Below are 24329 nucleotides of genomic sequence, written 5' to 3'. Positions count from 1 at the left end.
TCTTATCTTAAAGAGAAACTAGTTTTAGAAACTAACTCATCATTATCAAAAACATTGATGAAATAAGTTCCTTTAACGAAATCTTTACCTGGTAAATCTTCCACCACATTTACGCTTTTGTTTTCGTACTGTACTGTAGTTTTAAAACTGTACGTTAAAGTGTTGTCACCAAAGCTTTCTGTTTTCTTATCTCCTAAAACATTGTTTTTAGCATCGATAACCTGTACATAGTACGTTTTATCTCCGGATTTAGCAATTTGGTTTTCGGCAATAGTAAAACTTATTTTCAGAACGTCTGCACGGCTTGCTTTATCAGTTTCAACTTGTTTTCCTGAACTTCTTAATTTGTAAGCAGCAGTTTTTGTATTCAAAACAGATAATTTAGAACCTTTTTCAACTGTTTTAGCCAATTCTTCGTTTTGACCTACTAAAACTTCGTTGAATTTTTTAGATTCTCCTAAAACCACAATAGTACTGTCTCTCTGAACTGTCAAAACACCATTTTGTTTTTTCAATTCATCATTTTCAGCAACTAAAGTTTTCATTTTAGCCTGCATTCCCTGTACCTGATTTCTGTATTTAGAAACATCACCTTTAGATTTATTTAAGTCATCCATTAAAGCAACTACTTTATCTCTTTCCTGAATTAATTCATCAGACATAGAAGTATTTTCTGCAATGGCAGCATCATAAGTTGCTTTTAATTCCTGTAAATCTTTCATAACAGATTCTTTCTCTGTCAGAGTTGTGGTAAGTTCTGTTTTAACACCATCTGTATCAGATGATAATTTAAAAATATACACTAAGCTACCAATAAGTAGGACTGCTAAAACTGCGATTACCGCTTTTAGACTTGAGTTGTTGTTCTTTGGGTTTTCCATATTTAATAATTTTCTTTAATAACAAATTTAAGAATTAATATAAGCTAATAACGTAAGTTAATACAATTATATTATTTTTGGACAATAATTTTTTTTTATGGATAAATTAATTCCTTTTACTATTAATGATTTAGCAAAAGTCACAAATCACCGAAGTGGTGAAATAAAGTTCGGAGAAAAGATGATTATCGTTCCTAAAGGAGTGGATAAAATCGAATTCCTGAAAGAAAGTGAAGCTAAATATGTTCTTTTGGGAATTCCGGAAGATATTGGTGTGCGTGCTAATTACGGAAGACCCGGTACAGCATCAGCCTGGGAAAGTGCCATAAAAAGCATTGCTAACATTCAGCACAACCGCTTTGCAAAAGGAAGTCAGATCATTGTTCTCGGACAGATCAATGTTTCTGAAGAAATGCGTGAAGTAGAAAATCTTGACTTTAATGATATTGATGACCGTTCGAAATTAAGTCAGCTGGTTGAAAAAATCGATAAAGAAGTTTCGCATATCATCTTTAATATTGTCAAAGCCGGAAAAACACCTATCATCATTGGAGGAGGCCATAACAATGCCTACGGAAATATAAAAGGTTCTGCGCTTGCCAAAGGAAAACCGGTCAACGCCATTAATTTTGATGCGCACTCTGACTTCAGAATCCTTGAAGGCCGTCATAGTGGTAACGGATTCTCGTACGCGTACGAACAAGGTTTCCTGAAAAAATATTTCATTTTTGGTTTACACGAAAATTATACTTCAAAAAGCGTACTGGACATCATAAAAAAAATCGAAGACCGCGTTCGCTATAATACCTACGACAGCGTAAACATTCGAAAAGAAAAAGAATTTTATAAAGAGATGATTTATGCATTAGATTTTATAAAATCAGATTCATTTGGAATTGAAATTGATCTGGATGCCATACCTAATATCGCCAGCAGCGCGATGACGATCAGCGGGTTTTCGATAGAAGAATTGCGCCAGTTTGTTTCCTTTTTCGGAGAGCATAAAAACGCTACTTATCTGCATATTTGTGAAGGAGCACCGGACTTGGACCAATCGCCAAACAATCATTTAATTGGGAAATTAATTGGCTATTTAATAACAGATTTCATTAAAGCCAACAACGAAAAAATTTAGTCCAGAGAAATTACAGCTGCTGAAAATTAGTCCATTTGCCAAATAAAACCGGATTCAAACAGACGATTGACTGAATAAAGCTATCTTTGCACAGAATTTTAGTACTTAAAACTAAAATATTAATACCTAAGATATGTTATTCGAAGATTTATCACTTTCAAAAAGTATACAAAAAGCCGTATTTGAAGAAGGCTACCTAAACCCTACTCCTATTCAGGAACAATCTATTCCGATTGTTTTGGCGGGCAGGGATTTAATTGGCTGTGCGCAGACAGGTACGGGAAAAACAGCTGCATTTGCTATTCCTATCATACATCAGTTGCACCGAATTGTTGGCTCTTCTAAAAAAGCCAAAGTAATTCGTGCCCTTATAGTTACTCCGACACGTGAACTGGCGGTTCAGATTGGGCAAAGTTTTGAGACGTATGCCAAATATACCAACCTGACACAATTAACCATTTTTGGAGGGGTTTCACAAAATCCACAGGTGGATACCTTAAAACAGGGAATCGATATTCTGGTGGCCACTCCGGGAAGATTACTTGATTTGCAAAAGCAGGGATTTCTCGACCTGGATCATCTTCATACTTTGGTTTTGGATGAGGCAGACCAGATGCTGGACATGGGGTTTATAAACGACGTAAAGAAGATCGTAAAGCTTACGCCAAAAAACCGTCAGACTTTATTGTTCTCCGCTACTATGCCTATTGCCATTCGCGAACTGGCAGAAATGTTTTTGCAGGATCCTGCAAAAGTAGAAGTTTCGCCTGTTTCGTCAACTGCTGAAAATGTAGAACAGCGTGTTTACTTCGTAGAGAAGACAGAAAAAAGAAATTTACTGTATCATTTAATAAAAAATGAAGACTTATCTAACGTGCTGGTTTTTTCAAGAACCAAACACGGTGCTGATAATGTGGTAAAAGCGTTACGCAAAAAAGAGATTCCCGCGGAAGCCATTCACGGCGATAAATCCCAAAATGCAAGACAGCGTGTGCTGGATGCGTTCAAAAATAAAGAAGTTGGTGTTCTTGTGGCAACAGATATTGCAGCGAGAGGAATTGACATCGACCAGCTGCCTTTTGTAATCAACTTTGATCTTCCTAATATCCCTGAGACCTATGTACACCGAATTGGAAGAACGGGACGTGCAGGAAATGGCGGAATAGCGATTTCATTTTGCAGTAAAGATGAGGAACCGTACTGGAAAGATATTCAGAAGCTAATAAAAGTAGATGTAAAAATCATCACCGATCATCCGTATCAGTGGCATTCCGGAGCTCCGGACGCAACGGAGGAAAAACCTAAAAATTCAAACCGAAGCGGTGGTGCCCATAAATCCAGAAAATCAAATGCTTCTAAGCAAAATAAAAAACGTTGGTATTAACAACCAACGTTTTTTGTTTCACATATTAAGTAATTGATTATTTTAAACAGTGTAACCGGTTCAAACGGCTTAATAATAATATCATTCATTCCTGATGAAATAGCTTCATCCGTAATTTCATCTTTATCAAAAGCCGTCAGGGCAACAATTGGCGTTTTTATACCCAGCTGACGTATTCTTTTCGTGGTTTCAAATCCGTTCATCAGCGGCATATTAATATCCATCAGAATAAGATCAAAAAACTCATTCTCGAGTAATTCTATAGCACTAAAACCATCATCAACCACTTTGCAGATGTAATTGTTTTTTTCAATTATTTTCTTGGTCACCAGCTGATTTATAACATTATCCTCCACAATCAAAATCTTAAACACTTCATTTGAGGTCAGGTCTACCTGAATCTCATCAATGATTCGTTTTGTTTTTTCCGGATCGTGCTCAAAAGGAATGGTAAACGTAAACAGCGTTCCCTGCCCGAGATCACTTTTCAGATTAATCGTGGTATTGAAAAGCCCTAATAACCTTTTTACAATACTCAAGCCTAGTCCCGTACCCTGATAATCTTCATCTTTCCTGCCGACCTGAACAAATTTTTCGAAAATTTTAGTCTGATCTACTGCTGCAATTCCAACTCCGTTATCCTGGATCTGAAATTCCAAAAAGTGTAGTTTTCCTTCTACTTTAACAAGATCGATAATAATTTCAACCTCGCCATCTTTGGTGAATTTCAGCGCATTGCTGACCAAGTTCATCAGGATTTGCGCGAGCCTGAGTTTGTCACCGATTAAATATTCGGGGATTTCAGGATCTATATCTATTGAAATTTTATTGTTGTTTTTCTGCGACAGGAAAGAAAGTGAATTTTTGATCATCGAAATTTCATCTGAAATATTGAAGGTCAGACTTTCCAATACGACTTTATTTTCTTCAATTTTATTAATTTGAAGAATATCATTTACCAGCGACAGTAAATATCTTGCAGAAAATTTTAGAGAACTCAGATGCTGGCTGCTGGACAATTCCTTATGTTCTTCAAGCAGCATATTCGTAATTCCGACCACACCGTACAAAGGAGTACGCAATTCATGGCTTATAGTCGAAATAAACTGGGTTTTGAGCAATGAGGCTTCTTCTGCTATTTCTTTGGCTTTTACCAGCTCTAAATTGTGTTTCTTTTTAAATCGGATGTTGGCGATCAAAGTGATTATTAATAACAAAAGTATAAATGAAATTACTACAAATAAAATAACAATGATCCGGGACTTTTTAAGACTTTGATACTGTGAATCCTTTTCATCCTCAATTTTATCGATTTGTCTTTTATATTCATCTAACTCAAGGTTAAAGCCTGCAATAGAGGCTTTCTTAAGTTTTTCGTCATTGTAAATTTGTTCCGTAATTTTATTATAATCCTTTAAATTGAGGTAAGCCTCATTATCCTTTTTAATTCTATTCAGAAATTTTGAATACTCAAGATGCGCATAGGCCAGATCCGATTTTTCAATATAGGTTTTCCCCAGCCTTACTGCTTTTTTAAAATAGTAATCCGCTTTAAGGTTATCCCCTTTATAACTGCAATACATACCATTGAGCATATTGGCAATTACAACCGTATTATCATCCTGGAATTTTGCCTGATGGGCGTTAATGAATTTCAGGTAAGGATATCCTTTAGTAAACTGCCCAATATCAAAATAAGACCATGCTATATTGACATTCGTAAAATAAATCTGGGTGGAGTCTTTTATCTTAGAACTGAGTTCGATTGATTTTTTATAAAAATCAATTCCTACCCTGTACTGTTTTTTTTCGAAACAATAAATATTACCTAAGTTATTGTACAGCATATTCTTAATACTGTCATTGTTTGCTTTGTTGGCATAAAACAAACTTCTTTTATAGAAGAAAACGGCTTTGTCAAATTCCACCAGTTCGCTGTAATTGGCAGCAATGATATTATAAGAACGGGCAATTAAATAATTATTTTTATTATGAGTGGCATGATTTAGGGCAACTCTGGAAATAATTAATGATTTTTCGAAGTTGGACTCGCGGAAGTTCGAAAGTGCTTCCAAAACAAGTTTATTGATTTTATGTTCTGACAAATGTTCAGATTGCGCGTATACTGAATTATCTAAACAATTCAGAAACAGGAAAAGAAATAAAAAAATCCGCATTGGGGGCATGAATCGGCTAATTTGATCAAATATACATCTAAAAATAAAGAAAAGCTGTATTTCACATAAAAATACAGCTTTTCTTTATTTCTGGCCTTTATAATTGTAAAGATTTTTCTTTCGGAAAAAAAAATCTTTTTATTCTTCTAAAACAATATCCGCTCCTTTATCATTTTCCCATTGTCCCACAACAGATGTTGCCAAAGCATTTCCTAAAACATTGGTCGCACTCCTGAACATATCACAAAAATGATCAATTGGCAATATCAGTGCAATTCCTTCAACAGGAATATCAAACATCCCACAGGTTGCCGCAACTACTACCAGACTGGCTCTGGGTACTCCGGCGATTCCTTTACTGGTAAGCATTAAAACCAGAAGCATTACCATTTGTGTCCCTAAATCCAGATGCACACCATATGCCTGTGCAATAAAAATACTGGCAAAAGTCATGTACATCATACTTCCGTCAAGATTAAACGAATAGCCCAGTGGCAGCATAAAGGATACAATTCTGTTTTGTACACCAAAATCTTCTAATTCCTCTGTCAGTTTAGGAAAAACCGCTTCACTGCTTGTTGTCCCGAAGGCAATCACCAATGGTCCAATAATACGTCTTAACAATTCTGTCATTCTTCCTTTCAGGAAAATAAAACCTACTACGATCAAAACAACCCATAAAGTGCTTATACCAATCAGGAATGATCCGAAAAATTTAAAATATGTAATCGCCAGTTCCTGGAAGTCCCGGATAGCAAATACACCTGCAATGGCACCAAAAACCCCGATCGGAGCAAATTTCATTACATAATTTACCATTTTTAAAACAATATGAGAAGTCTTATCCAGCGCATTGATAACCGGTTTTACCGTACTTCCCAGGGATGCAGCGGCCAGTCCGAAAAAGATGGAGAATATTACAATCTGCAAAATTTCGTTGGTTGCCATAGCCTCAATAATACTTTTAGGAACAATATGTTCCACAAAGTTTTCAAAAGAAATTGATTTTGTTTTAGCCGTTACTTCTGAGGCTGTAGCAATATCAACATGTGCTAATTTCAAACCCACTCCCGGCTCTAAAAGATTAACATAGAATAATCCGATCAACAATGAAATAAAAGAAGCTGTAAAAAACCAGCCTAAAGCTTTTCCTCCAATTCTTCCCACCGCTTTTATATCTCCCAGCTTAGCAATTCCTACGACAAGCGTAGTAAAAACTAAAGGAGAAATAATCATTTGTACCAGTCTGATAAAAATGGTGGCCAGCATTTTTATTTTATTGCTGAAAGATTGCGCAGCCTCAGGCGAAATCGAATTGTGCAATATAATTCCTAAAATTGCCCCAAGAACCATGGCAATTAAAATCTGCCCTGTTAATCCTGAAAGAAATGATTTTTTTTTGGTTTCTGTAATTTGCATTAATTTGTTTTTTGTTTATAATTAAAATATAAGACCCTCACTGCCTTACAATTTATTAATATGTTTTGTTGATTAAATAAAAATCAGCCAGAACAATCGCTGCCATTGCTTCAACAATTGGCACTGCGCGAGGTACTACACACGGATCATGACGTCCTTTTCCGGTCATTGGTGTAATATTTCCTTTATTATCTAATGAATCCTGGGTCTGCATGATCGTTGCAACAGGTTTAAAGGCTACCCTGAAATAGATATCCATACCATTGCTTATGCCACCCTGAATTCCTCCGGAGAGATTTGTTTTGGTCGTTCCGTCAGGATTGTACAAATCGTTATGCTGACTTCCTTTCATTTCAGACCCTGCAAAACCGCTGCCGTATTCAAAACCTTTTACGGCATTGATAGAAAGCATCGCTTTTCCTAACTCGGCATGCAATTTATCGAAGACAGGCTCTCCAAGACCTACCGGAACATTCTGAATCACACAGGAAACGATTCCTCCAACGGTATCTCCCTGTTTGCGGATATCACGAATATATTCTTCCATTATTGCTGCCGACTTTTCATCAGGACAGCGTACCGGATTACTTTCTGTTTTAGAAAAATCCAGTTCCTGATAGGGTGTATCTAAATGGATTGGCCCTACAGAAGAAACATAGGCATTAATCTTGATTTCAGGCAGCATTTGTTTCGCAATAGCACCTGCCACTACCCTGCTGGCAGTTTCACGCGCAGAACTTCTTCCGCCTCCGCGGTAATCGCGAAAACCGTATTTCTGATCGTATACATAATCAGCGTGGCTTGGTCTGTAGTTGTCTTTTATATGGGAGTAATCATCTGATTTCTGATTCGTATTCGGGATAATAAAACCAATTGGTGTTCCGGTGGTTTTACCTTCAAATATTCCCGATAAAAACTGAACGCTGTCCGGTTCTTTTCTTTGGGTTACAATTGCGGACTGTCCTGGTTTTCTGCGGGACATTTCCACTTCAATTGCTTCCAGATCAAGTTCTATTCCGGATGGGCAACCGTCAATAATTCCGCCCAAAGCTTCACCGTGGGATTCTCCAAATGTTGTAACTTTATATAAGGTGCCGTAGCTATTTCCTGCCATTGTAAATTGTTTTGAGCAAATGTAAGTTTTATGAATTAAATTAAAAAATTTAAAATTGGTAATATTAAGTAAAGATTAAATTGCCTAAAAATCACAATTTATTAAAATTGTGGCCGATTTGATAACCTTTTCATAAAATATAATACGATTAAGATTCTTTTATTTGCTAAACTTCAAATCAGGAAAAATTGAAAAAAAGAAATGTTGAACTGGTCATTATTTCAGATGTCCATTTAGGGACATATGGCAGTCACGCCAAAGAACTAAACAACTATTTATCAAGTATAAAACCAAAAACATTAGTCTTAAATGGTGACATTATAGACGCCTGGCAATTTAGAAAATCCTATTTCCCGAAAAATCACTTAAGGGTCATTCAGAAAATAATCGGAATGGCTTCCAAGGGAACAAAAGTGTATTATATCACCGGAAACCATGACGAAATTCTCAGAAAGTTCAGCGACATGAACATGGGGAATTTTGCTTTAGTCGATAAATTAATTCTGGAACTTGATGATAAAAAGGCCTGGATTTTTCACGGGGATGTTTTTGATGCTTCCGTACAACATTCAAAATGGATTGCCAAACTGGGAGGTTTAGGATATGATTATCTGATTCTCCTGAACCGTCTGATGAACTGGTTTTTATCCAAGTTGGGAAGAGAACCTTACTCTTTCTCCAAAAGAATAAAAGCAAGTGTAAAAAAGGCGGTAAAGTTTATTTCTGATTTCGAAACTACTGCAACTGATCTGGCGATAGAAAAAAAATACGATTATGTAATTTGTGGTCATATTCACGAGCCAAAAATCATTCAAAAAGAAAACAAGTACGGATCTACCCTATATCTTAACTCGGGGGACTGGGTGGAAAACTTAACAGCTTTAGAGTATCACAAAAAACGCTGGAAACTATTTTCTTATTCGCAGTCGAATTTTACGGAAGAAGAAAACCTCTTCGAAATGGAAGATATCTTAAGCAATCATCTTATAACTTCTATCCTGAAGAACAAATAGCAGATCCTCCGGTAGTGGCAGAAATTCACCAAATGTGAATTATGTAACAATTTAAAATAATTTTATACGTTTTGGTTTTTACAGTAATTGTAAGTTTGAAAAAAATTAATACCACATTATGAAAAAAATTATTTTATCTGCCATTATGCTATTAGGTTTAGCTTTTACGGCACAATCACAAGAAATTTCTAAAAATGCTTTAGGAATACGTTTTGGAGACAATAACGGATTTGGAGGTGAAGTATCATATCAACTAGGATTAAATCAAAAAAACAGGTTAGAGTTTGATTTAGGATGGAGAAACAGCCATGACGTAGACGCTATTAAAGGTGTTGCACTTTACCAATGGGTATGGAATATCGATGGTGGTTTCAACTGGTACGCTGGTGTCGGTGGAGGTATAGCTGCCTGGGATTACGATTACCGTTTCAACAATGAACGATACAATGATAGCGGAACTTATGTTTTTGCTGCAGGAGATATCGGTATTGAATATAGATTTAAAGAGGTGCCTATTACCCTGTCACTAGATGCAAGACCTGAAATTGGTTCCGGATACTATGATGATGACAATTTTGGATTTGACGTTGGTTTAGGAGTTAAATTCAGATTCTAAATAAAAACTAAAAAATAATTGTAAAAAGAAACCTGTCGTTTATAGCGACAGGTTTTTTTTATGATGAAAAGTAAGTGAAATCTATTTGATAATTATCTCCTTTTTGGAGCGGATTTTCACTACTGTGTAAGGATAAGTAATCACCTGCATAGTCATCGAATCCGGAGCAGGATTAACCTCTTTTACCGTAATGATGATGTTTTTATCGGTTTCTTCAACTTTTTCAATTCCTATCGAATAACCACCGGTATTCTTTTCACCCATATTCAGGATCACATAATTTGAATTGGTGATATCATCCTGTTTCATTTTATCTTTTAGAAGCGGATCATTTTCCAGCATTTTGATTTCATTTGGCTCGGTCAGAATTTCAAAGAACCTGATATTTCCACCTCCGTCAGACTGTTCCGTTAAAATCTCATAAAGAGCTTTTGAGTCCGATGTTTTCTGTACTCCACACGAAACCAGTGCAAAAACGGCTAAAACTGAAATTACTTTTTTCATTTACGCTTATTTTAAGATGAATGTTAATTTTTATAATCGTCTATCGCTCTTTGGTACAAAGCTTCATATTTCGGTAATATATTTTTGATATCGAATTTTCTGGCTACTTCCAGTGCATTAGCTTTAAACTGATTTAAAACGGCATCTTCTTTTAAGATTTTCAGCGCATTTGCAGCCATTTCCTCTACATTTCCCACATTACTCAAATAACCTGAAAAACCATCGAAATTCACCTCTGGCAAACCACCTGAATTACTTGATATTACCGGAACACCACAGGACATTGCTTCCAAAGCTGCCAGACCAAAACTCTCCGTTTCCGACGGAAGTAAAAACAAGTCGGTCATGCATAAGATTTTGTCAATCTCATTACTGTTTCCAAAGAAAATCACTTTATCAAGAATACCTAATTCCTGACATAGGATCTCTGCTTTTTCTTTTTCGGGACCGTCACCAACCATCATTAATTTTGCCGGTATTTCTTTCTGGATATTATAAAAAATCTTGATGATATCCGGAATACGCTTCACCTTTCTGAAGTTACTGATGTGAGTGATAATGCGCTCATTTTCCTTTGCCATCACATAACGGTGACAAGTTGCCAGCGGGTCTTTTACCATTTTATCAAGTTCAATAAAATTCGGAATTACCCTGATTTTATTCTTTATTTTGAATAATTTCAAAGTATCGTCTTTCAGGCTCTGCGAAACCGAAGTCACATAATCTGATTTATTGATACTGAAAGTTACAGCCGGTTTATAGAAAGGATGATTCCCTACTAAAGTAATATCTGTTCCGTGAAGCGTTGTAATCATGGGCAGATTAATGCCTTCATTTTTCAGCATTTGCTTTGCCATATAACCTGCATAAGCGTGTGGAATCGCATAATGAACGTGAAGCACTTCAATCTTGTATAATTTCACCATATCAACCAATTTGCTTGACAAAGCCAGCTCATAAGGCTGATAGTGAAAAAGAGGATATTCAGGAACGTTTACTTCGTGATAATGTACATTTGGATTCAGAAGTGCCAGCCTAACGGGCTGACTGTATGTAATAAAGTGTATTTCGTGTCCGCGTCTGGCTAATTCAAGACCTAACTCAGTGGCTACTACCCCACTACCGCCAAAAGTCGGATAACAAACTATTGCTATTTTCATGTATTAAATTTAATACTACGAAAGTACTTAAAAATAGCGTTTAATTGGAGTTTTCAATTGTTAGATTTTTGTGAATAATGGTTTTGTCAGATTATTAGATTTTTGGATTTTGGATTTTGGATTTTGGATTTTGGATTTTGGATTTTGGATTTTGGATTTTGGATTTTGGATTTTGGATTTTGGATTTTGGATTTTGTTAAAACCTGACGGGTTTTAAAAACCCGTCAGGTTTCAGTTTTCCAAAACATGAAACCTGAAACAAATTAAAACAAAAAAAAAGCACGAAATCTAGATTTCATGCCTTTTCTGTTTATTATAATTATTTCTTAGAAAAAACGACTGTGCCAGCTATCGGCAGCAGGAACTTCCCAGGATTCGTTGTACTCTTCGATGTTGTTTACAAGGTTATTGAAAACAATGGTATTTTCAGATACTGATTTATCTTTCACCATTTTCTTGAAATCGATTAAAGGCTTGTGTGCAATATGCTCACCAAGTTTAAAAGTAACGTTCATTTTATCTAACAGATCAACATTATATTTTTTCTCTAATGCCTGAATAAATTCAACAGAACTATCGATAGAACATCCCGTAGCAGCCTGTACTTCCTGATTAACAGCCAGAATTATAAATCGGTTGTATTTCAGTTCATAGGAAGCCTCAAGACTTGTTCCGTGTGCGGCCCAGCCTTCCACAAAAGTTTTCAGGTCGGACTCTATTTCAGAAAATTCCTCATCAGAAAATTTTCTGTTTGATTGATAAATCCAAATTCTGGATTCACCAGGTAAATTTTCAAAAGGGATATACATATTAATTTTAGATTTAGATTATTGGATTTTAGATTTCTGAAAGCTTAAGGTTTAATTTAAAACCTATTACTGTCTTTCTAATTTAGTCAGAACCTTGAAATATCTAAATTCTTTAGCTTTCGCATCAAATAATTCTATTTCAGTATAACTTACTTTAAGTTTATCTTTTTTCTTTATTTCATTATTAGTCAACAACGAAGCGGTATCAAAAGAATCCAGTAAAAGAAGATTATAATTTCTACCTGTTTGATCCTTTAGTTGTAAAGTTACAAACTGGTCCCATTTAATATCAGTTACTTCTCCGGAAAGAGAAGGATCTTCTTTCTTAACATCTTCATCTTTAGCAGCTCTTCCGAACTCCATAATTATGTCAGGACAAAATTGCAACATTTTTAAAGCTACACCTTCTCCCAATTTGCCCATTCCTTCTTCATCATCAAAATTTACTTTCTCTGAAGGTTTAAATTCTGACATATGATCGGAATAACTTTTGATCATACATACCCCGACTTCAGTTTTAAAATCTGCATCAGATAAATTGGGCTCTTTTGTTTTTTTTGCCTCTAAGCAGCTGCACGTTTCTTTTGCAATAGTCTCTAAAACATCCTGAGAATGTGCTGCAACACTACAAAACAAAACAACTAACAAAAATATTTTCTTCATATTATAAATCCTGCGCGTTTGCAATTAACTCTGCAATGTCCATTACTTTAACCTGCCCTTCTTTTTCCTTATGTTTAATTCCATCAGTCAGCATTGTATTACAAAACGGGCAACCCGCTGCAATAATATCAGGCTGAACTTCCAACGCGTCTTCGGTACGCAATACGTTTACTTCCTTGTTTCCCGGTTCAGCATCTTTAAACATTTGTGCACCACCGGCTCCACAACATAACCCATTTGATTTGGAACGCTTCATTTCAACTAATTCAACGTCTAATTTCTGAATTAAATCTCTTGGGGCTTCGTATACTTTATTGGCTCTTCCTAAATAACAAGGATCGTGAAAAGTAATTTTCTTTCCTTTAAATTGTCCGCCTTCAACAGTTAGTCTTCCATCATCGATTAGTGATTTCAGGAATTCTGTGTGATGAATGACCTCATAGTGCCCACCCAATTCAGGATATTCATTTTTTAAGGTGTTAAAACAATGCGGACAAGCCGTCACTATTTTCTTGGCTTCATAAGCATTCAGGACCTCAATATTCATCATGGCCTGCATTTGAAACAAAAACTCATTTCCGGCACGTTTTGCAGGATCTCCGGTACAACTCTCTTCTGTACCAAGTACTGCAAAAGAAACATTTGTACGGTTTAAAATACGCACAAACGCTTTTGTAATTTTCTTTGCTCTATCATCAAAACTTCCTGCACAACCTACCCAAAACAGAACTTCCGGCTGTTTTCCTTCGGCTAGCATTTCTGCCATTGTTGGAACTATTAAACTTTCTGACATCTTATTTTTTTGTTAAATCGGTTCATCGTCAATTTGGTTAATCGGTAAAAACTCTTTCTTTATGATTACCCACTAAAAACCTAAAATATTTTTTATCGGTTAAACGGTTAAACAAATAACCAGTTAAACAATTTTAATTCTCGTTTTTCCAGTTCAGCCTGTCCTGCTGATTGTATTGCCAAGGTGCTCCGTTATTCTCAATATTGGTCATCATGGCATTTAATGACATCGGGGCAGCACTTTGCTCCATTACCAAATAACGGCGCATGTCCATAATAATAGACAATGGACTGATATTCACCGGACACTCTTCTACACAGGCGTTACATGAGGTACAAGCCCATAATTCTTCCGGTGTAATATAATCGTTCAGCAATGTTTTGTTATCCGGAACAAAAACACCTTTGTTGGCATCTATATTTTTTCCTACTTCCTGCAGACGATCCCTTGTATCCATCATAATTTTACGCGGAGACAATTTTTTACCGGTCTGATTCGCAGGGCATGCGGACGTACAACGACCACATTCTGTACAGGTATACGCATTCAACAGCTGAACCCAGTTTAAATCCTGGACATCACTTGCTCCAAATTTAGCCGGAGCAGCATTTTCGTCAACAGGAGCCGCAGCAAAAGGATCTGCATTTGGATCCATCATTAACTTCACTTCTTTGGTAACGGATGCTAAATTGTCAAACTGCCCTTCCGGTTGCAGGTTCGCAAAGTAAGTATTTGGAAATGCTAAAAGAATATGTAAATGTTTTGAAAAATACAGATAGTTCATAAAAACCAAAATACCCGTAATATGAAGCCACCAGAATACTTCAGACAACAGCATCACCAATTCATTCGACATTCCGTTAAAAAGCGGCGCTATAAACTGACTTACCGGAAAACTTCCTGCTTTATGAAAATGTGAAAATCCTCCCGGAACATTTTGCAAATGCAGGTCAGAGGCATTCATCAATAAAAACAGCGTCATCAGAACCATCTCAAAATACAGGATGTAATTGGCATCACTTTTAGGGAAACCGTTTAGGTCGGGATTTATAAAACGTTTCAGTCTGATGATATTTCTTCTGATCCAGAACGTAACTACAGCCACTAAAACCAAAAGGGCTAAAATTTCAAATGAAGCAATTAAAACGTCATAAACCACTCCTAAGTAAGGAGCAAAAATTCTATGGGTACCAAACAAACCATCAATGATGATTTCGAGTAATTCTATATTAATAATTATAAAACCCACATATACAAAAATATGAAGTATTCCGGCAACAGGGCGTCTCACCATTTTAGACTGCCCAAGAGCAATCATAGCCATGTTTTTCCAGCGTGCTTTAGAATTATCTTTTCGATTTACATCTACTCCCAGGTTAATGTTTCGGATGATTTTTTTTACGCTCGTTGCAAAAAAACCGAAACCAACTACCAAAAGTATGGCGAATAAAATATTATCTAAATAACTCATATTTATTATTTTTTACTATTTGAATTAGCGTCTTCAGCTGGTGCCACGTACGGTTTGTTTTTCTTTCCAAAAAGAGAAACATTCACATAGCGTGTCGGATAAAGGCGGACATCCTGTAGTAATAGCTCTAATTCTTTCGAAGTTTTCGCCAGGTTATTATACAATGCATCATCGTTTAATAATTTACCGGCCGTACCTTTTCCTGAATTTAAGTTACTCATTATGCCATCTACTTTAGCTAAAGTCTGGTTTAAATTTCGAACTGTTTTTCCTAAATCAGCTTTGTTTAAAGAATCTGATATTTTATTGAAGTTACTGGACATTTTATTAAAGTTGGTTACAACTCCGTTAATCTGACCTTTGTTCGTATCCAGAATAGTGTTAAGCGTTCCGGAAGCCCTGTGGAATTGCTCCATAGTCTGGCTTAATTCCGCCAACGTTTTTTTGATATCTTCCTGTCCTTTTTTGTCCAGCACATTATTCAGTCCTGAAACCAGAACATCAATACTTACCAGCATTTTTTCCAGTTTAAGCTGAATTGGTTCAATCTTGCCTCCTAAAGACTCCGTTAAACCCAACTCGACAGCAGGAATAAGCGCCTGTCCATCCTCTGCTAATTCCTTATCAGCAAAATTAGGAACAATTTTAATTTGTTTTCCGCCAATTAAACTTGGTGAATATAAAGCTGCGTGACTGGTTTTAGAAATAGGAAAATCGGTTTTTAGCTGAAGTTCAACTAATAATTTACCTGTTGTTTCATTGATTGTAATTTTAGTTACCTTACCCACTATAAGTCCGTTTAAGGTAACAGGTGCTGATGCTGATAATTCCTCCACATTATCATATTCAACATATAATGTTTTGTAATTCGTAAAAAGGTCTTTGCCTTTTAAAAAACTATAGCCCCAAATAAATAGTAAAATTGACGCGATGACTAAAATAGCCGTTTTAATTTCTCTTGTTATTTTCAAAATTCTAAGTGTTTGTACAAAATTAATATAAATATTCGAACTTGTGGACTATTATTTAATTGCGTCCTGAATACTGATTTTTTCTCCGTCTTTATATGCAATTAAAAAAGCGGCCCCATACCCTTTACCTTTAGCTTCTTGCAGATATTTTTGTGCCATTTCGTAACTTGAAGTTTCCTGATAGAAATACTTATATATATTGTTTTCAAATAACATGGTCACATTTTTAAGTCCCTTGAAGTTTTTTGGTTCTAAAGGCGTTTTTTTGATACTGGCGATCAGCTGCACTTTAAAGAATGTTCCTTTAGGCGCATTTTTTACTGCAGCAGGAGCTTCAACTACTTTTTGTTTTGCCGGTGTTGAAGTATCTTTTGCCGGCCTTTGGTCTGCAATTTCAGGTATTCCGGAACCAAAGTATTCCCGCTTATAGCTTATGATAGCTTCAGCGATGGCTTTGGCAATGTCATTTTGTCCTTCTTCAGAATTTAAAATATTTCCTTCTGTTGGATTCGAAACAAATCCGGTTTCTACTAAAACTCTTGGCATATAGGCTTTATGAAGTACCATAAAAGGCGCCTGTTTTACACCACCCTGACGCAGTTTTTTACCTAATCTGTCAAAATTATCCTCAATTTTACTGGCCAGTGAAATACTATTATCCATATATTCTTCTTGCATAAGCGTCATTCCGATCATTGATTCGGGAGAATTTGGATCATAACCTTCGTATTTACGCTTATAATCTTTTTCTAAAGTAATAACGGAGTTCTCTTTCTTTGCCGCTTCCAGATTCGAGGCAACTTTACTCAAACCCATCACATACGTTTCGGTTCCGTCTGCCGCCGTATTTTTGTTTGCATTACAGTGAATGGAAACAAAAATATTAGAATTGGCCCTATTAGCGATATTGGCTCTTTCAACAAGATCAATAAAAACGTCTGTCTTACGAGTATAAATAACATCAACGTTGGGGCTTTGTTCTAAGATCTTTCCAATTTTTAACACAATCGCCAGTGCAATATTTTTTTCAATCCTCCCACTGTAAACTGCCCCAAAATCGTGATCACCATGTCCCGCATCTAGTGTCACTTTAAAGACATTCGATTGACTGTAAGAACAAAAAGTCGTTATCATTAGAAAAAAACTAAATATTAGTCTAGTTTTGTTAAGTATATTCATAAATCTAAAAGTTAATTTTAATAAAATCCAACTGCTATAATTTTTATAATTGATTATTTTTGACAAAAAATTATATGTAAGTTTGACACGTCAAAAAACAAGCCATACTTTTACAAAAATAGCATTTAAACCTTTGCATACAAACTTATTTAATATCGTTTTAATATCATTTTTCCTAACAATAGGATGTGGTAATCTATATTCGCAAGAGATAAAAACAAAAAAAACGGCACGACCGGCTGTAAAACAACCAGATAAGGTTGTAAAACCTGAAATAACAGCGACTGATACTATAAAATTAGATACTGTCAGGCCTAAGAAGACATTTCTGGACGGAAAGGTAAGATACGTAGCCAAAGACTATGCTAAAATTGATCAGAAGAAGAAAACGATCACTCTTTACAACGAAGCTGAACTCTACTATAAAGATGTCGAACTGAAATCAGGTATTATTGTACTGGATTACGAAAAAGACGAAGTGTATGCCGGGAGGATAAGGGATTCTGCGGGAGTTTTAACCCAATATCCCAATTTTAAGCAGGGCGCAAGTGAAGTGCAGCCCGATTCTATCCGATTTAATTTTAAGACCAAAAAAGCTTTAATCTACAATTCAAGGACAGAACAAGGTGAATTTAAGATAAAAGCCGCGATCACCAAGAAAGAAAATGACTCTGTTTACTTTTTGAAAGGTGCTCGTTTTACCACTTCTAAAGATATCGACAATCCTGAATATTATTTCCAGACCAATAAAGTAAAGTTCATTCCCGGAAAAAAAGTGATAACCGGTTTAACCAATATGGTTATTGCCGATGTTCCTACTCCAATCGCTTTGCCTTTTGCCTATTTCCCGATGAGTCAGGAAAAAAGTGTATCGGGGATTATCATACCAAGTTATAATGACTCTAATACCCGTGGATTTTCACTCCAGAATATGGGGTATTATTTTGCTTTAAGTGATAATTACGACTTAACCGTACTCGGAGATTACTATACCAATGGTAGTTACGCCATGCGTTTTGAATCGGCTTATGCCACAAGATACAAGTACAGGGGGAATATCAATGTCCGTTTTGAGAATTTAATAAATAGCGAAAGAGGCTATCCTGACTACTCAAAACAAAACATTTACAACATTCAGTGGTCACACTCCAAAGACACCAAATCAAACCCGAATTCAACATTTTCTGCTTCTGTAAACATGGGTAGCAGTAAATACTTTAAGCAATCCATCAATCAGGCTAACGTTGGTTCCAATCTTAATAACACTTTAAGCTCTTCGATATCGTACAACAAGACCTTTAATACGATTCCACAGGCCCGTATTTCCCTGACAGCAACACATTCGCAAAACACACAGACAGAGCAAATCAACATGACCTTACCAACCTTGCAGGCCAGTATTGATCGTGTCTATCCGTTTGTTGGAAAAGACGGTGTTAAAAAAGGTTTTATTAAAAACATCAACCTGCAATACAACCTGAGTGGTAAAAATAATATCGTGACAACGGATTCTTTATTTTTCAAACCACAAATGTTCAGAGATGCGCAAATCGGAATGCAGCACAGTATTCCCTTGAGCACTAACTTTAAGATATTCAAGTATTTCAGCGCCGGGGCGTCTACCAATTACCAGGAGACCTGGGTAACCAAAACAATAGACAGAACGTACGATCTGGACCAAAGCAGGGTGGTCGACAGGACCGTTAACGGTTTTGATGCTTTTAGGACGTACAATTTCAGCACAAATTTAGGAACTACCATTTACGGAACTTTTAACTTTGGTGACAACAAAAGAATACAGTCAATTCGTCACGTCATGAGGCCTTCCATTACGTATGCCTATACGCCAAGCTTTGAAAAATATTACAACAATTACGCTGTCGATGCTTCCGGAAGAATTACGAATTCATATACCCGTTTTGAAAATGGAGTTTATGGTGCTCCGAGTAAAGAGAACTCTAATATCGTAGGATTCTCTTTAAGCAATACTTTTGAAGCTAAAGTAAGAGACAGTGACAGTACGAAGACAGAACCTAAAAAAATCATGCTGCTGAACAACCTGAATTTCAATACCAGTTATAATTTTAATGCTGACGGAAAACAGATTTTAGCCTGGCAGCCTGTACTTGTAAGTGGCGGAACCCAATTTTTTGACAATAAAATGAATGTCAACTTCGGAGCTACACTTGATCCGTATGCGATTGATAACTCCGGAACGAGAATAAACACTTATAATATTGACAATGGCGGAAGCTTATTCCGACTAACAAGTGCCAATGTAACGATGAATTATTCGTTCTCGAATAAAGGCGGAAAAGAAGAAAACAAACAAAGCGAGCGGAATGGTGGCCGTAAAGATGATTTATTTGGTACCAATACAGACTTAAATGATCCGCGGAACAGCCAGTTTGCCAATGATAAAAATGATGATGACGAGAATGTAATCACTGAATTTTTTAATTCAAAAATCCCCTGGGATATGACTATGGCATACTCGTTGACCTATTCAAATATCAATCGTGAGAGTAAAATAACAGGAAATTCGATTATGATATCTGCCAATATGGATATTACGCCGAAATGGAAAGGCGGGGTTTCTACCGGTTATGACTTTGTACAAAAAGGGGTCACGTTTACCCAATTTCGTTTTGAAAGAGATTTATTAAGCTGGAGAATGGCTTTTAACTGGAGTCCGCTTGGAACAAACTCCAACTGGAATTTCTTTATCGGAATCAAATCAGGAGTCCTTAGTGACATTAAATGGAACAAACGAAGCGCTATTAATAGATAAAAATCGTAATTTTAGAGTATTCTTCTTACCCTGTAAATCACTAATAGATTCTACAAACCGCTATTCTGACTTTAAAATCAATTACTATGAAAAAAATAATTTTTACTGAAAAAGCACCGGCTCCTATCGGTCCGTACAGTCAGGCTGTGTTATCGGGAAATACGTTGTATGCTTCCGGCCAGATTGCCATCAATCCTGCTTCAGGAGAACTGATTACAGACAATATCAATGATGAAACCCATCAGGTAATGCAGAATATTGCTGCCATTTTAGAAGCAGCTGATATGACTTTTGAAAACGTAGTTAAAGCCACTATTTTCATTATGGACATGAATAATTTTGGTGCTATAAATACCATTTACGGATCTTATTTTGACGAAAAAACCGCTCCGGCACGCGAAACCGTTCAGGTGTCCTGCTTACCAAAAAATGTTAATGTCGAAATTTCTGTAATTGCCGTACAATAATAGTTTTAAAATAATAAATAAATGTGCCGCTGTCTGTTTGCTGACAGCGGCACATTATTTTAAACAAAGAAGCATAAAAAAACCGCTTCAAAATGAAACGGTTTCCACTGGCAAAATTGCCCTGTTTTTTCTAGTACAGCTTCTTATAATTGCATTGTAATCGCATTGAGCAACAATTGCGCAGAAGCTTCATTAGTCGCCAATGGTACATTGTGCACATCGCAAACACGAATTAACATATTAATATCAACTTCATGGGCATGACTTGCTAACGGGTCTTTAAAGAAGAAAACCATCTTGGTTTTGCCCTCAGCAACTCTTGCAGCAATCTGAGCATCACCGCCCAATGGACCGGAAAGCATTTTTCGTACCTTAAAGCCTGCATTTACCGCTTTGCTTCCCGTTGTACCGGTGGCAATCAGCTTGATATTTTCCTGCAGCAGGAGGGTTTTGTTTTTGTTTAAAAACTGAACCATATCTGCTTTTTTCCCGTCATGTGCAATAATCGCTATTTCCATAAACAATACTATTGATTCGCTACGTGGTAGGCAATTAATCCATCAATAGGTCTTCTTAGTACATTCCCTAACTGAAGTTCGTATTTATCAAATGTTTCCTGTAATTCGTCTTTTAGATAAAAAGCAATAGAACCCACGAAATGTACTGGAACTTCTTTGCAGTTATCATATTGTTTGATGTAGTTTTTAACGAAAGATTTCATCCCTTTGAAGATGATTTTTCTACAAAACTCAGTGTCTTTATGTTTGATTAAGAACTTAGCAAAAGTCGCCAGATACGCATTTGGATTCGGTTCTTTGTATAATTTGTTTTTGATAAAATCAGGCTCTAAATTATATTCTTTTTCAAATTCAACTGCCAGTTCTTTAGGCATTTTATTGAAATAATATTTTCTGATTAATTCTTTTCCGAAAACATTCCCGCTGCAATCATCCATAGCAATATAGCCTAACGATTGTACTTTCTGATGCAATACTTTTCCATCAAAATAACTGCAGTTAGATCCTGTTCCCAGGATACTTACAATCGCTTCTTCCCCTTTTGGAGTCGTAGCATAAACTGCCGCATAAGTGTCTTCGTGAACTTCTACAATTGCATTCACAAAAAATTCGCGAAATATACGCGCTAATTCGGTTTGCATTCTTTCTGTTCCGCAACCTGCTCCGTAGAAGAACAAATGTGTTGCATTATTTTTATTTTGTAAAATATCAAAACGATCGCTTATTCTTGTAATAACTTCCGGACCGTCAAGTATTTCAGGATTTAATCCTAAAGTTTGTGTGGTGAATAATACTTTTCCATTATCATCAATTGCAATCCAATCGGCTTTAGTAGATCCACTATCAACTATTAATTTCATTTTATTTAGTTTTTGGATTAGTTTTTCTTTAACTAAATAAAAAGTGTATTTTTTACATTAATTAAAGGAGTAACAAAAAGAGAAAATCCCGTTACTTTGAAATAACGGGATTTTGCAAAAATATATAATATTATTTTAAACCTGCGATGTGCACAGATAAATCAATCAATTTACTAGAGTATCCGTACTCATTATCGTACCATGATACAAATTTGAAGAAAGTTGAATTTAAACCAATTCCGGCAGTAGCATCAACGATTGACGTTCTTTTATCAGAAATAAAATCCTGAGAAACAACAGCATCTTCAGTATATCCTAAGATACCTTTCATTGAAGTTTCAGAAGCGTTTTTCAAAACAGCTAAGATTTCTTCGTAAGTAGTTTCTTTAGCTACTTTTACAGTTAAATCAACTACAGAAACGTCAGCAGTAGGTACACGGAAAGACATTCCTGTTAGTTTTCCATTCAAAGCAGGAATTACTTTTCCAACCGCTTTTGCAGCACCTGTTGAAGAAGGAATGATGTTTATTGCAGCAGCACGTCCACCTCTCCAGTCTTTTCTTGAAGGACCGTCTGATGTCATTTGCGTTGAAGTTGTTGCGTGAACAGTTGTCATTAAACCTTCTACGATTTCGAAATTATCGTGGATTACTTTAGCTAAAGGAGCTAAACAGTTTGTAGTACAGGAAGCGTTAGAAACGATTGTATCTGTAGCTTTTGCCGTTTCGTGGTTTACACCCATTACAAACATTGGAGCATCTGCAGACGGAGCAGAAATAATTACTTTTTTAGCACCACCTTTAATGTGCTCGTTTGCCGTTTCGATAGTTGTGAAAATACCAGTACATTCAGCCACTACATCAACATCAACTTCGTTCCATTTTAAGTCAGCAGGATTTCTTTCTGCAGTGATACGGATATTTCTTCCGTTTACATACAATTTTCCTTCTTTTACTTCTACAGTTCCGTTGAAACGACCGTGAACTGAATCATATTTTAATAAATAAGCTAAGTGATCTACATCTAACAAGTCATTGATTGCAACAACTTCTACATTATCTCTATTGAAAGATTCTCTGAAAACGATTCTTCCAATACGTCCAAATCCGTTTATTCCTAATTTTACTTTTGACATTTTACTTGATTTTTGCTTTTGTTTTTATTACACTATATTAAAGTCTAATTTCCTCACAATAAACTTCTTTTCTTTTTTAAACTTATATTTTAGGTTGACATTATATCTGACACCCTTAGTAATTCTCTATCAATTTCTGATTTTCCTTTAATGGCCTGCTCCAAAGGAGTCAAAGCTACTTTATCTGATTGTAAACCTACCATGTAGTTTGATTTTCCTTCAATTAAGGATTCTACTGCCTTTACCCCCAATCGGCTTGCCAGAACACGGTCAAAACAAGATGGTGAACCACCGCGCTGCATGTGTCCTAAAACAGATACTCTTACATCATACTCCGGTAAATTAGCTTCCACATAATCTTTTAATTCGAATACGTTTTTACCAATTTTATCACCCTCTGCAATTACCACTATACTTGATGATTTTCCTGAAGCTTTACTTTTCTGAAGAGAATCCAGTAATCGGTCTAAACCTAAATCTTCTTCAGGAATAAGAATTTCTTCGGCACCTGCGCCAATTCCGGCATTAAGAGCAATATGTCCGGCATCTCTACCCATAACCTCAACAAAAAACAATCGGTTATGCGAACTTGCAGTGTCCCTGATTTTATCAATACAGTCAACAACCGTATTTAAGGCTGTATCATATCCCAGTGTATGACTGGTTCCAAAAATATCATTATCAATTGTACCCGGAATTCCCATTACAGGAAAACCAAATTCTGAATTAAATATCAATCCTCCGGTAAAGCTTCCGTCACCACCAATGACAACTAAGGCATCTACCCCGGCTTTCAATAGATTTTCATGTGCTTTTTTTCTGCCTTCGGGAGTTCTAAACTCAACTGAACGAGCCGATTTTAAGATCGTTCCGCCTTTGTTTACAATATTATTTACGCTTCGGGGACCCATTTCTTTGAAATCTCCTTCGATCATTCCCTGATACCCTCTATAAATTCCTATGCATTCTATATTATGATAAGCACATGTTCGAACAACTGATCGTATTGCAGCATTCATTCCTGGTGAGTCACCTCCTGAGGTTAGAACACCTACTTTTTTTATTGTTTTTGGCATTATTTAAGTATTAAAGTGTAAAATTAGCAAACATTCACCACTTTTCGGGTTATGATTATAATAAATTAATAAAATATGTTAAATTCAAACGTTTTCGTTAATAAGTTTTTCGATATGAAAAAATTCATTAAAAATAATAAAAGGCTCTTTTTTTAATTAAATCTTTAAAATTAACAATACATTAATGAAGTGT

At 35.9% G+C, this 24329-nt stretch carries 22 protein-coding genes; 6 read left to right on the top strand and 16 right to left on the bottom strand.

Features of this window, described 5'->3' with window-relative positions; genetic code table 11:
- Positions 1–2: 2 nt before the first annotated feature.
- Positions 3–881 (bottom strand): DUF8428 domain-containing protein, encoded by an 879-nt coding sequence (locus D0817_RS12695; protein WP_127338745.1) that lies wholly within the window; start codon positions 879–881, stop codon positions 3–5.
- A 97-nt stretch (positions 882–978) separates the two neighbouring features.
- On the opposite strand from D0817_RS12695, the gene D0817_RS12690 reads away from it, so the two are divergent.
- Both D0817_RS12690 and D0817_RS12685 read left to right on the top strand, forming a co-directional pair.
- Positions 979–2016 carry a formimidoylglutamase gene (locus D0817_RS12690; protein WP_127338744.1) on the top strand — a complete coding sequence of 346 codons (1038 nt, stop codon included), beginning with the start codon at positions 979–981 and terminating at the stop codon, positions 2014–2016.
- Positions 2017–2149: 133 nt separating this feature from the next.
- Complete coding sequence (locus D0817_RS12685) at positions 2150–3400, top strand: DEAD/DEAH box helicase (RefSeq protein ID WP_127338743.1); 1251 nt, start codon at positions 2150–2152, stop codon at positions 3398–3400.
- Here the strand turns inward: D0817_RS12685 and D0817_RS12680 are convergent.
- The 3 genes from D0817_RS12680 to aroC all read right to left on the bottom strand — a co-directional run bounded on the left by D0817_RS12680 (position 3397) and on the right by aroC (position 8110).
- A complete protein-coding gene (locus tag D0817_RS12680) occupies positions 3397–5505 on the bottom strand; it encodes a response regulator (protein ID WP_238160867.1) in 2109 nt (702 codons plus the stop codon). The two genes, D0817_RS12685 and D0817_RS12680, sit on opposite strands and share 4 nt — an antisense overlap.
- A 210-nt stretch (positions 5506–5715) precedes the next feature.
- The gene (locus D0817_RS12675; RefSeq protein WP_127338741.1) at positions 5716–6996 is read right to left on the bottom strand and encodes a dicarboxylate/amino acid:cation symporter; all 1281 of its coding nucleotides are present in this window, start codon (positions 6994–6996) and stop codon (positions 5716–5718) included.
- Between the two features lie 55 nt (positions 6997–7051).
- On the bottom strand, positions 7052–8110 hold the full coding sequence (gene aroC / locus D0817_RS12670; protein WP_127338740.1) for a chorismate synthase: 1059 nt from the start codon (positions 8108–8110) through the stop codon (positions 7052–7054).
- Between the two features lie 188 nt (positions 8111–8298).
- Between aroC and D0817_RS12665 the strand changes: the two genes are divergently transcribed.
- Both D0817_RS12665 and D0817_RS12660 read left to right on the top strand, forming a co-directional pair.
- Positions 8299–9123 carry a UDP-2,3-diacylglucosamine diphosphatase gene (locus D0817_RS12665; protein WP_127338739.1) on the top strand — a complete coding sequence of 275 codons (825 nt, stop codon included), beginning with the start codon at positions 8299–8301 and terminating at the stop codon, positions 9121–9123.
- Positions 9124–9241: 118 nt separating this feature from the next.
- Positions 9242–9739, top strand: a complete 498-nt coding sequence (locus D0817_RS12660; RefSeq protein ID WP_127338738.1) for a hypothetical protein — start codon at positions 9242–9244, stop codon at positions 9737–9739.
- An 81-nt stretch (positions 9740–9820) separates the two neighbouring features.
- On the opposite strand, the gene D0817_RS12655 is transcribed toward D0817_RS12660, so the two are convergent.
- From D0817_RS12655 to D0817_RS12620, 8 genes are all read right to left on the bottom strand, one after another.
- Positions 9821–10243 (bottom strand): protease complex subunit PrcB family protein, encoded by a 423-nt coding sequence (locus tag D0817_RS12655; RefSeq protein ID WP_127338737.1) that lies wholly within the window; start codon positions 10241–10243, stop codon positions 9821–9823.
- 23 nt (positions 10244–10266) lie between these two features.
- Positions 10267–11403: an N-acetyl-alpha-D-glucosaminyl L-malate synthase BshA gene (gene bshA / locus D0817_RS12650; protein ID WP_127338736.1), complete on the bottom strand. Its 1137-nt coding sequence runs from the start codon at positions 11401–11403 to the stop codon at positions 10267–10269.
- 326 nt (positions 11404–11729) lie between these two features.
- Positions 11730–12212 (bottom strand): ABC transporter ATPase, encoded by a 483-nt coding sequence (locus tag D0817_RS12645; RefSeq protein WP_127338735.1) that lies wholly within the window; start codon positions 12210–12212, stop codon positions 11730–11732.
- 66 nt (positions 12213–12278) lie between these two features.
- Positions 12279–12875: a hypothetical protein gene (locus tag D0817_RS12640; protein WP_127338734.1), complete on the bottom strand. Its 597-nt coding sequence runs from the start codon at positions 12873–12875 to the stop codon at positions 12279–12281.
- Position 12876: 1 nt separating this feature from the next.
- Complete coding sequence (locus tag D0817_RS12635) at positions 12877–13668, bottom strand: (Fe-S)-binding protein (RefSeq protein ID WP_127338733.1); 792 nt, start codon at positions 13666–13668, stop codon at positions 12877–12879.
- Between the two features lie 133 nt (positions 13669–13801).
- A complete protein-coding gene (locus tag D0817_RS12630; protein ID WP_127338732.1) occupies positions 13802–15139 on the bottom strand; it encodes a 4Fe-4S dicluster domain-containing protein in 1338 nt (445 codons plus the stop codon).
- 5 nt (positions 15140–15144) lie between these two features.
- Complete coding sequence (locus D0817_RS12625; protein ID WP_127338731.1) at positions 15145–16110, bottom strand: MlaD family protein; 966 nt, start codon at positions 16108–16110, stop codon at positions 15145–15147.
- Between the two features lie 51 nt (positions 16111–16161).
- Positions 16162–17289, bottom strand: a complete 1128-nt coding sequence (locus D0817_RS12620) for an N-acetylmuramoyl-L-alanine amidase family protein (RefSeq protein WP_127338730.1) — start codon at positions 17287–17289, stop codon at positions 16162–16164.
- An 82-nt stretch (positions 17290–17371) separates the two neighbouring features.
- Here D0817_RS12620 and D0817_RS12615 point away from each other — a divergent pair, with 82 nt between their 5' ends.
- Together D0817_RS12615 and D0817_RS12610 are read left to right on the top strand one after the other, a co-directional pair.
- Positions 17372–20080, top strand: coding sequence for a putative LPS assembly protein LptD (locus tag D0817_RS12615; RefSeq protein ID WP_167470942.1), 2709 nt, complete (start codon positions 17372–17374; stop codon positions 20078–20080).
- 86 nt (positions 20081–20166) lie between these two features.
- On the top strand, positions 20167–20547 hold the full coding sequence (locus D0817_RS12610; protein WP_127338728.1) for a RidA family protein: 381 nt from the start codon (positions 20167–20169) through the stop codon (positions 20545–20547).
- 143 nt (positions 20548–20690) lie between these two features.
- Here the strand turns inward: D0817_RS12610 and D0817_RS12605 are convergent, their stop codons facing one another.
- The 4 genes from D0817_RS12605 to pfkA form a co-directional block, all read right to left on the bottom strand.
- Complete coding sequence (locus tag D0817_RS12605; protein WP_127338727.1) at positions 20691–21065, bottom strand: methylglyoxal synthase; 375 nt, start codon at positions 21063–21065, stop codon at positions 20691–20693.
- Positions 21066–21073: 8 nt separating this feature from the next.
- Positions 21074–21925 (bottom strand): N-acetylglucosamine kinase, encoded by an 852-nt coding sequence (locus D0817_RS12600; RefSeq protein WP_127338726.1) that lies wholly within the window; start codon positions 21923–21925, stop codon positions 21074–21076.
- A 130-nt stretch (positions 21926–22055) separates the two neighbouring features.
- Positions 22056–23060 carry a type I glyceraldehyde-3-phosphate dehydrogenase gene (gene gap, locus D0817_RS12595; RefSeq protein ID WP_127338725.1) on the bottom strand — a complete coding sequence of 335 codons (1005 nt, stop codon included), beginning with the start codon at positions 23058–23060 and terminating at the stop codon, positions 22056–22058.
- An 89-nt stretch (positions 23061–23149) separates the two neighbouring features.
- Positions 23150–24136 (bottom strand): 6-phosphofructokinase, encoded by a 987-nt coding sequence (gene pfkA, locus D0817_RS12590; RefSeq protein ID WP_127338724.1) that lies wholly within the window; start codon positions 24134–24136, stop codon positions 23150–23152.
- Between the last annotated feature and the right edge of the window lie 193 nt (positions 24137–24329).

Source organism: Flavobacterium cupreum (assembly GCF_003996965.1).
Classification (GTDB): domain Bacteria; phylum Bacteroidota; class Bacteroidia; order Flavobacteriales; family Flavobacteriaceae; genus Flavobacterium; species Flavobacterium cupreum.
Note: the sequence above shows the minus strand (reverse complement) of the source record. Positions and strands in the feature narration are given on the sequence as shown.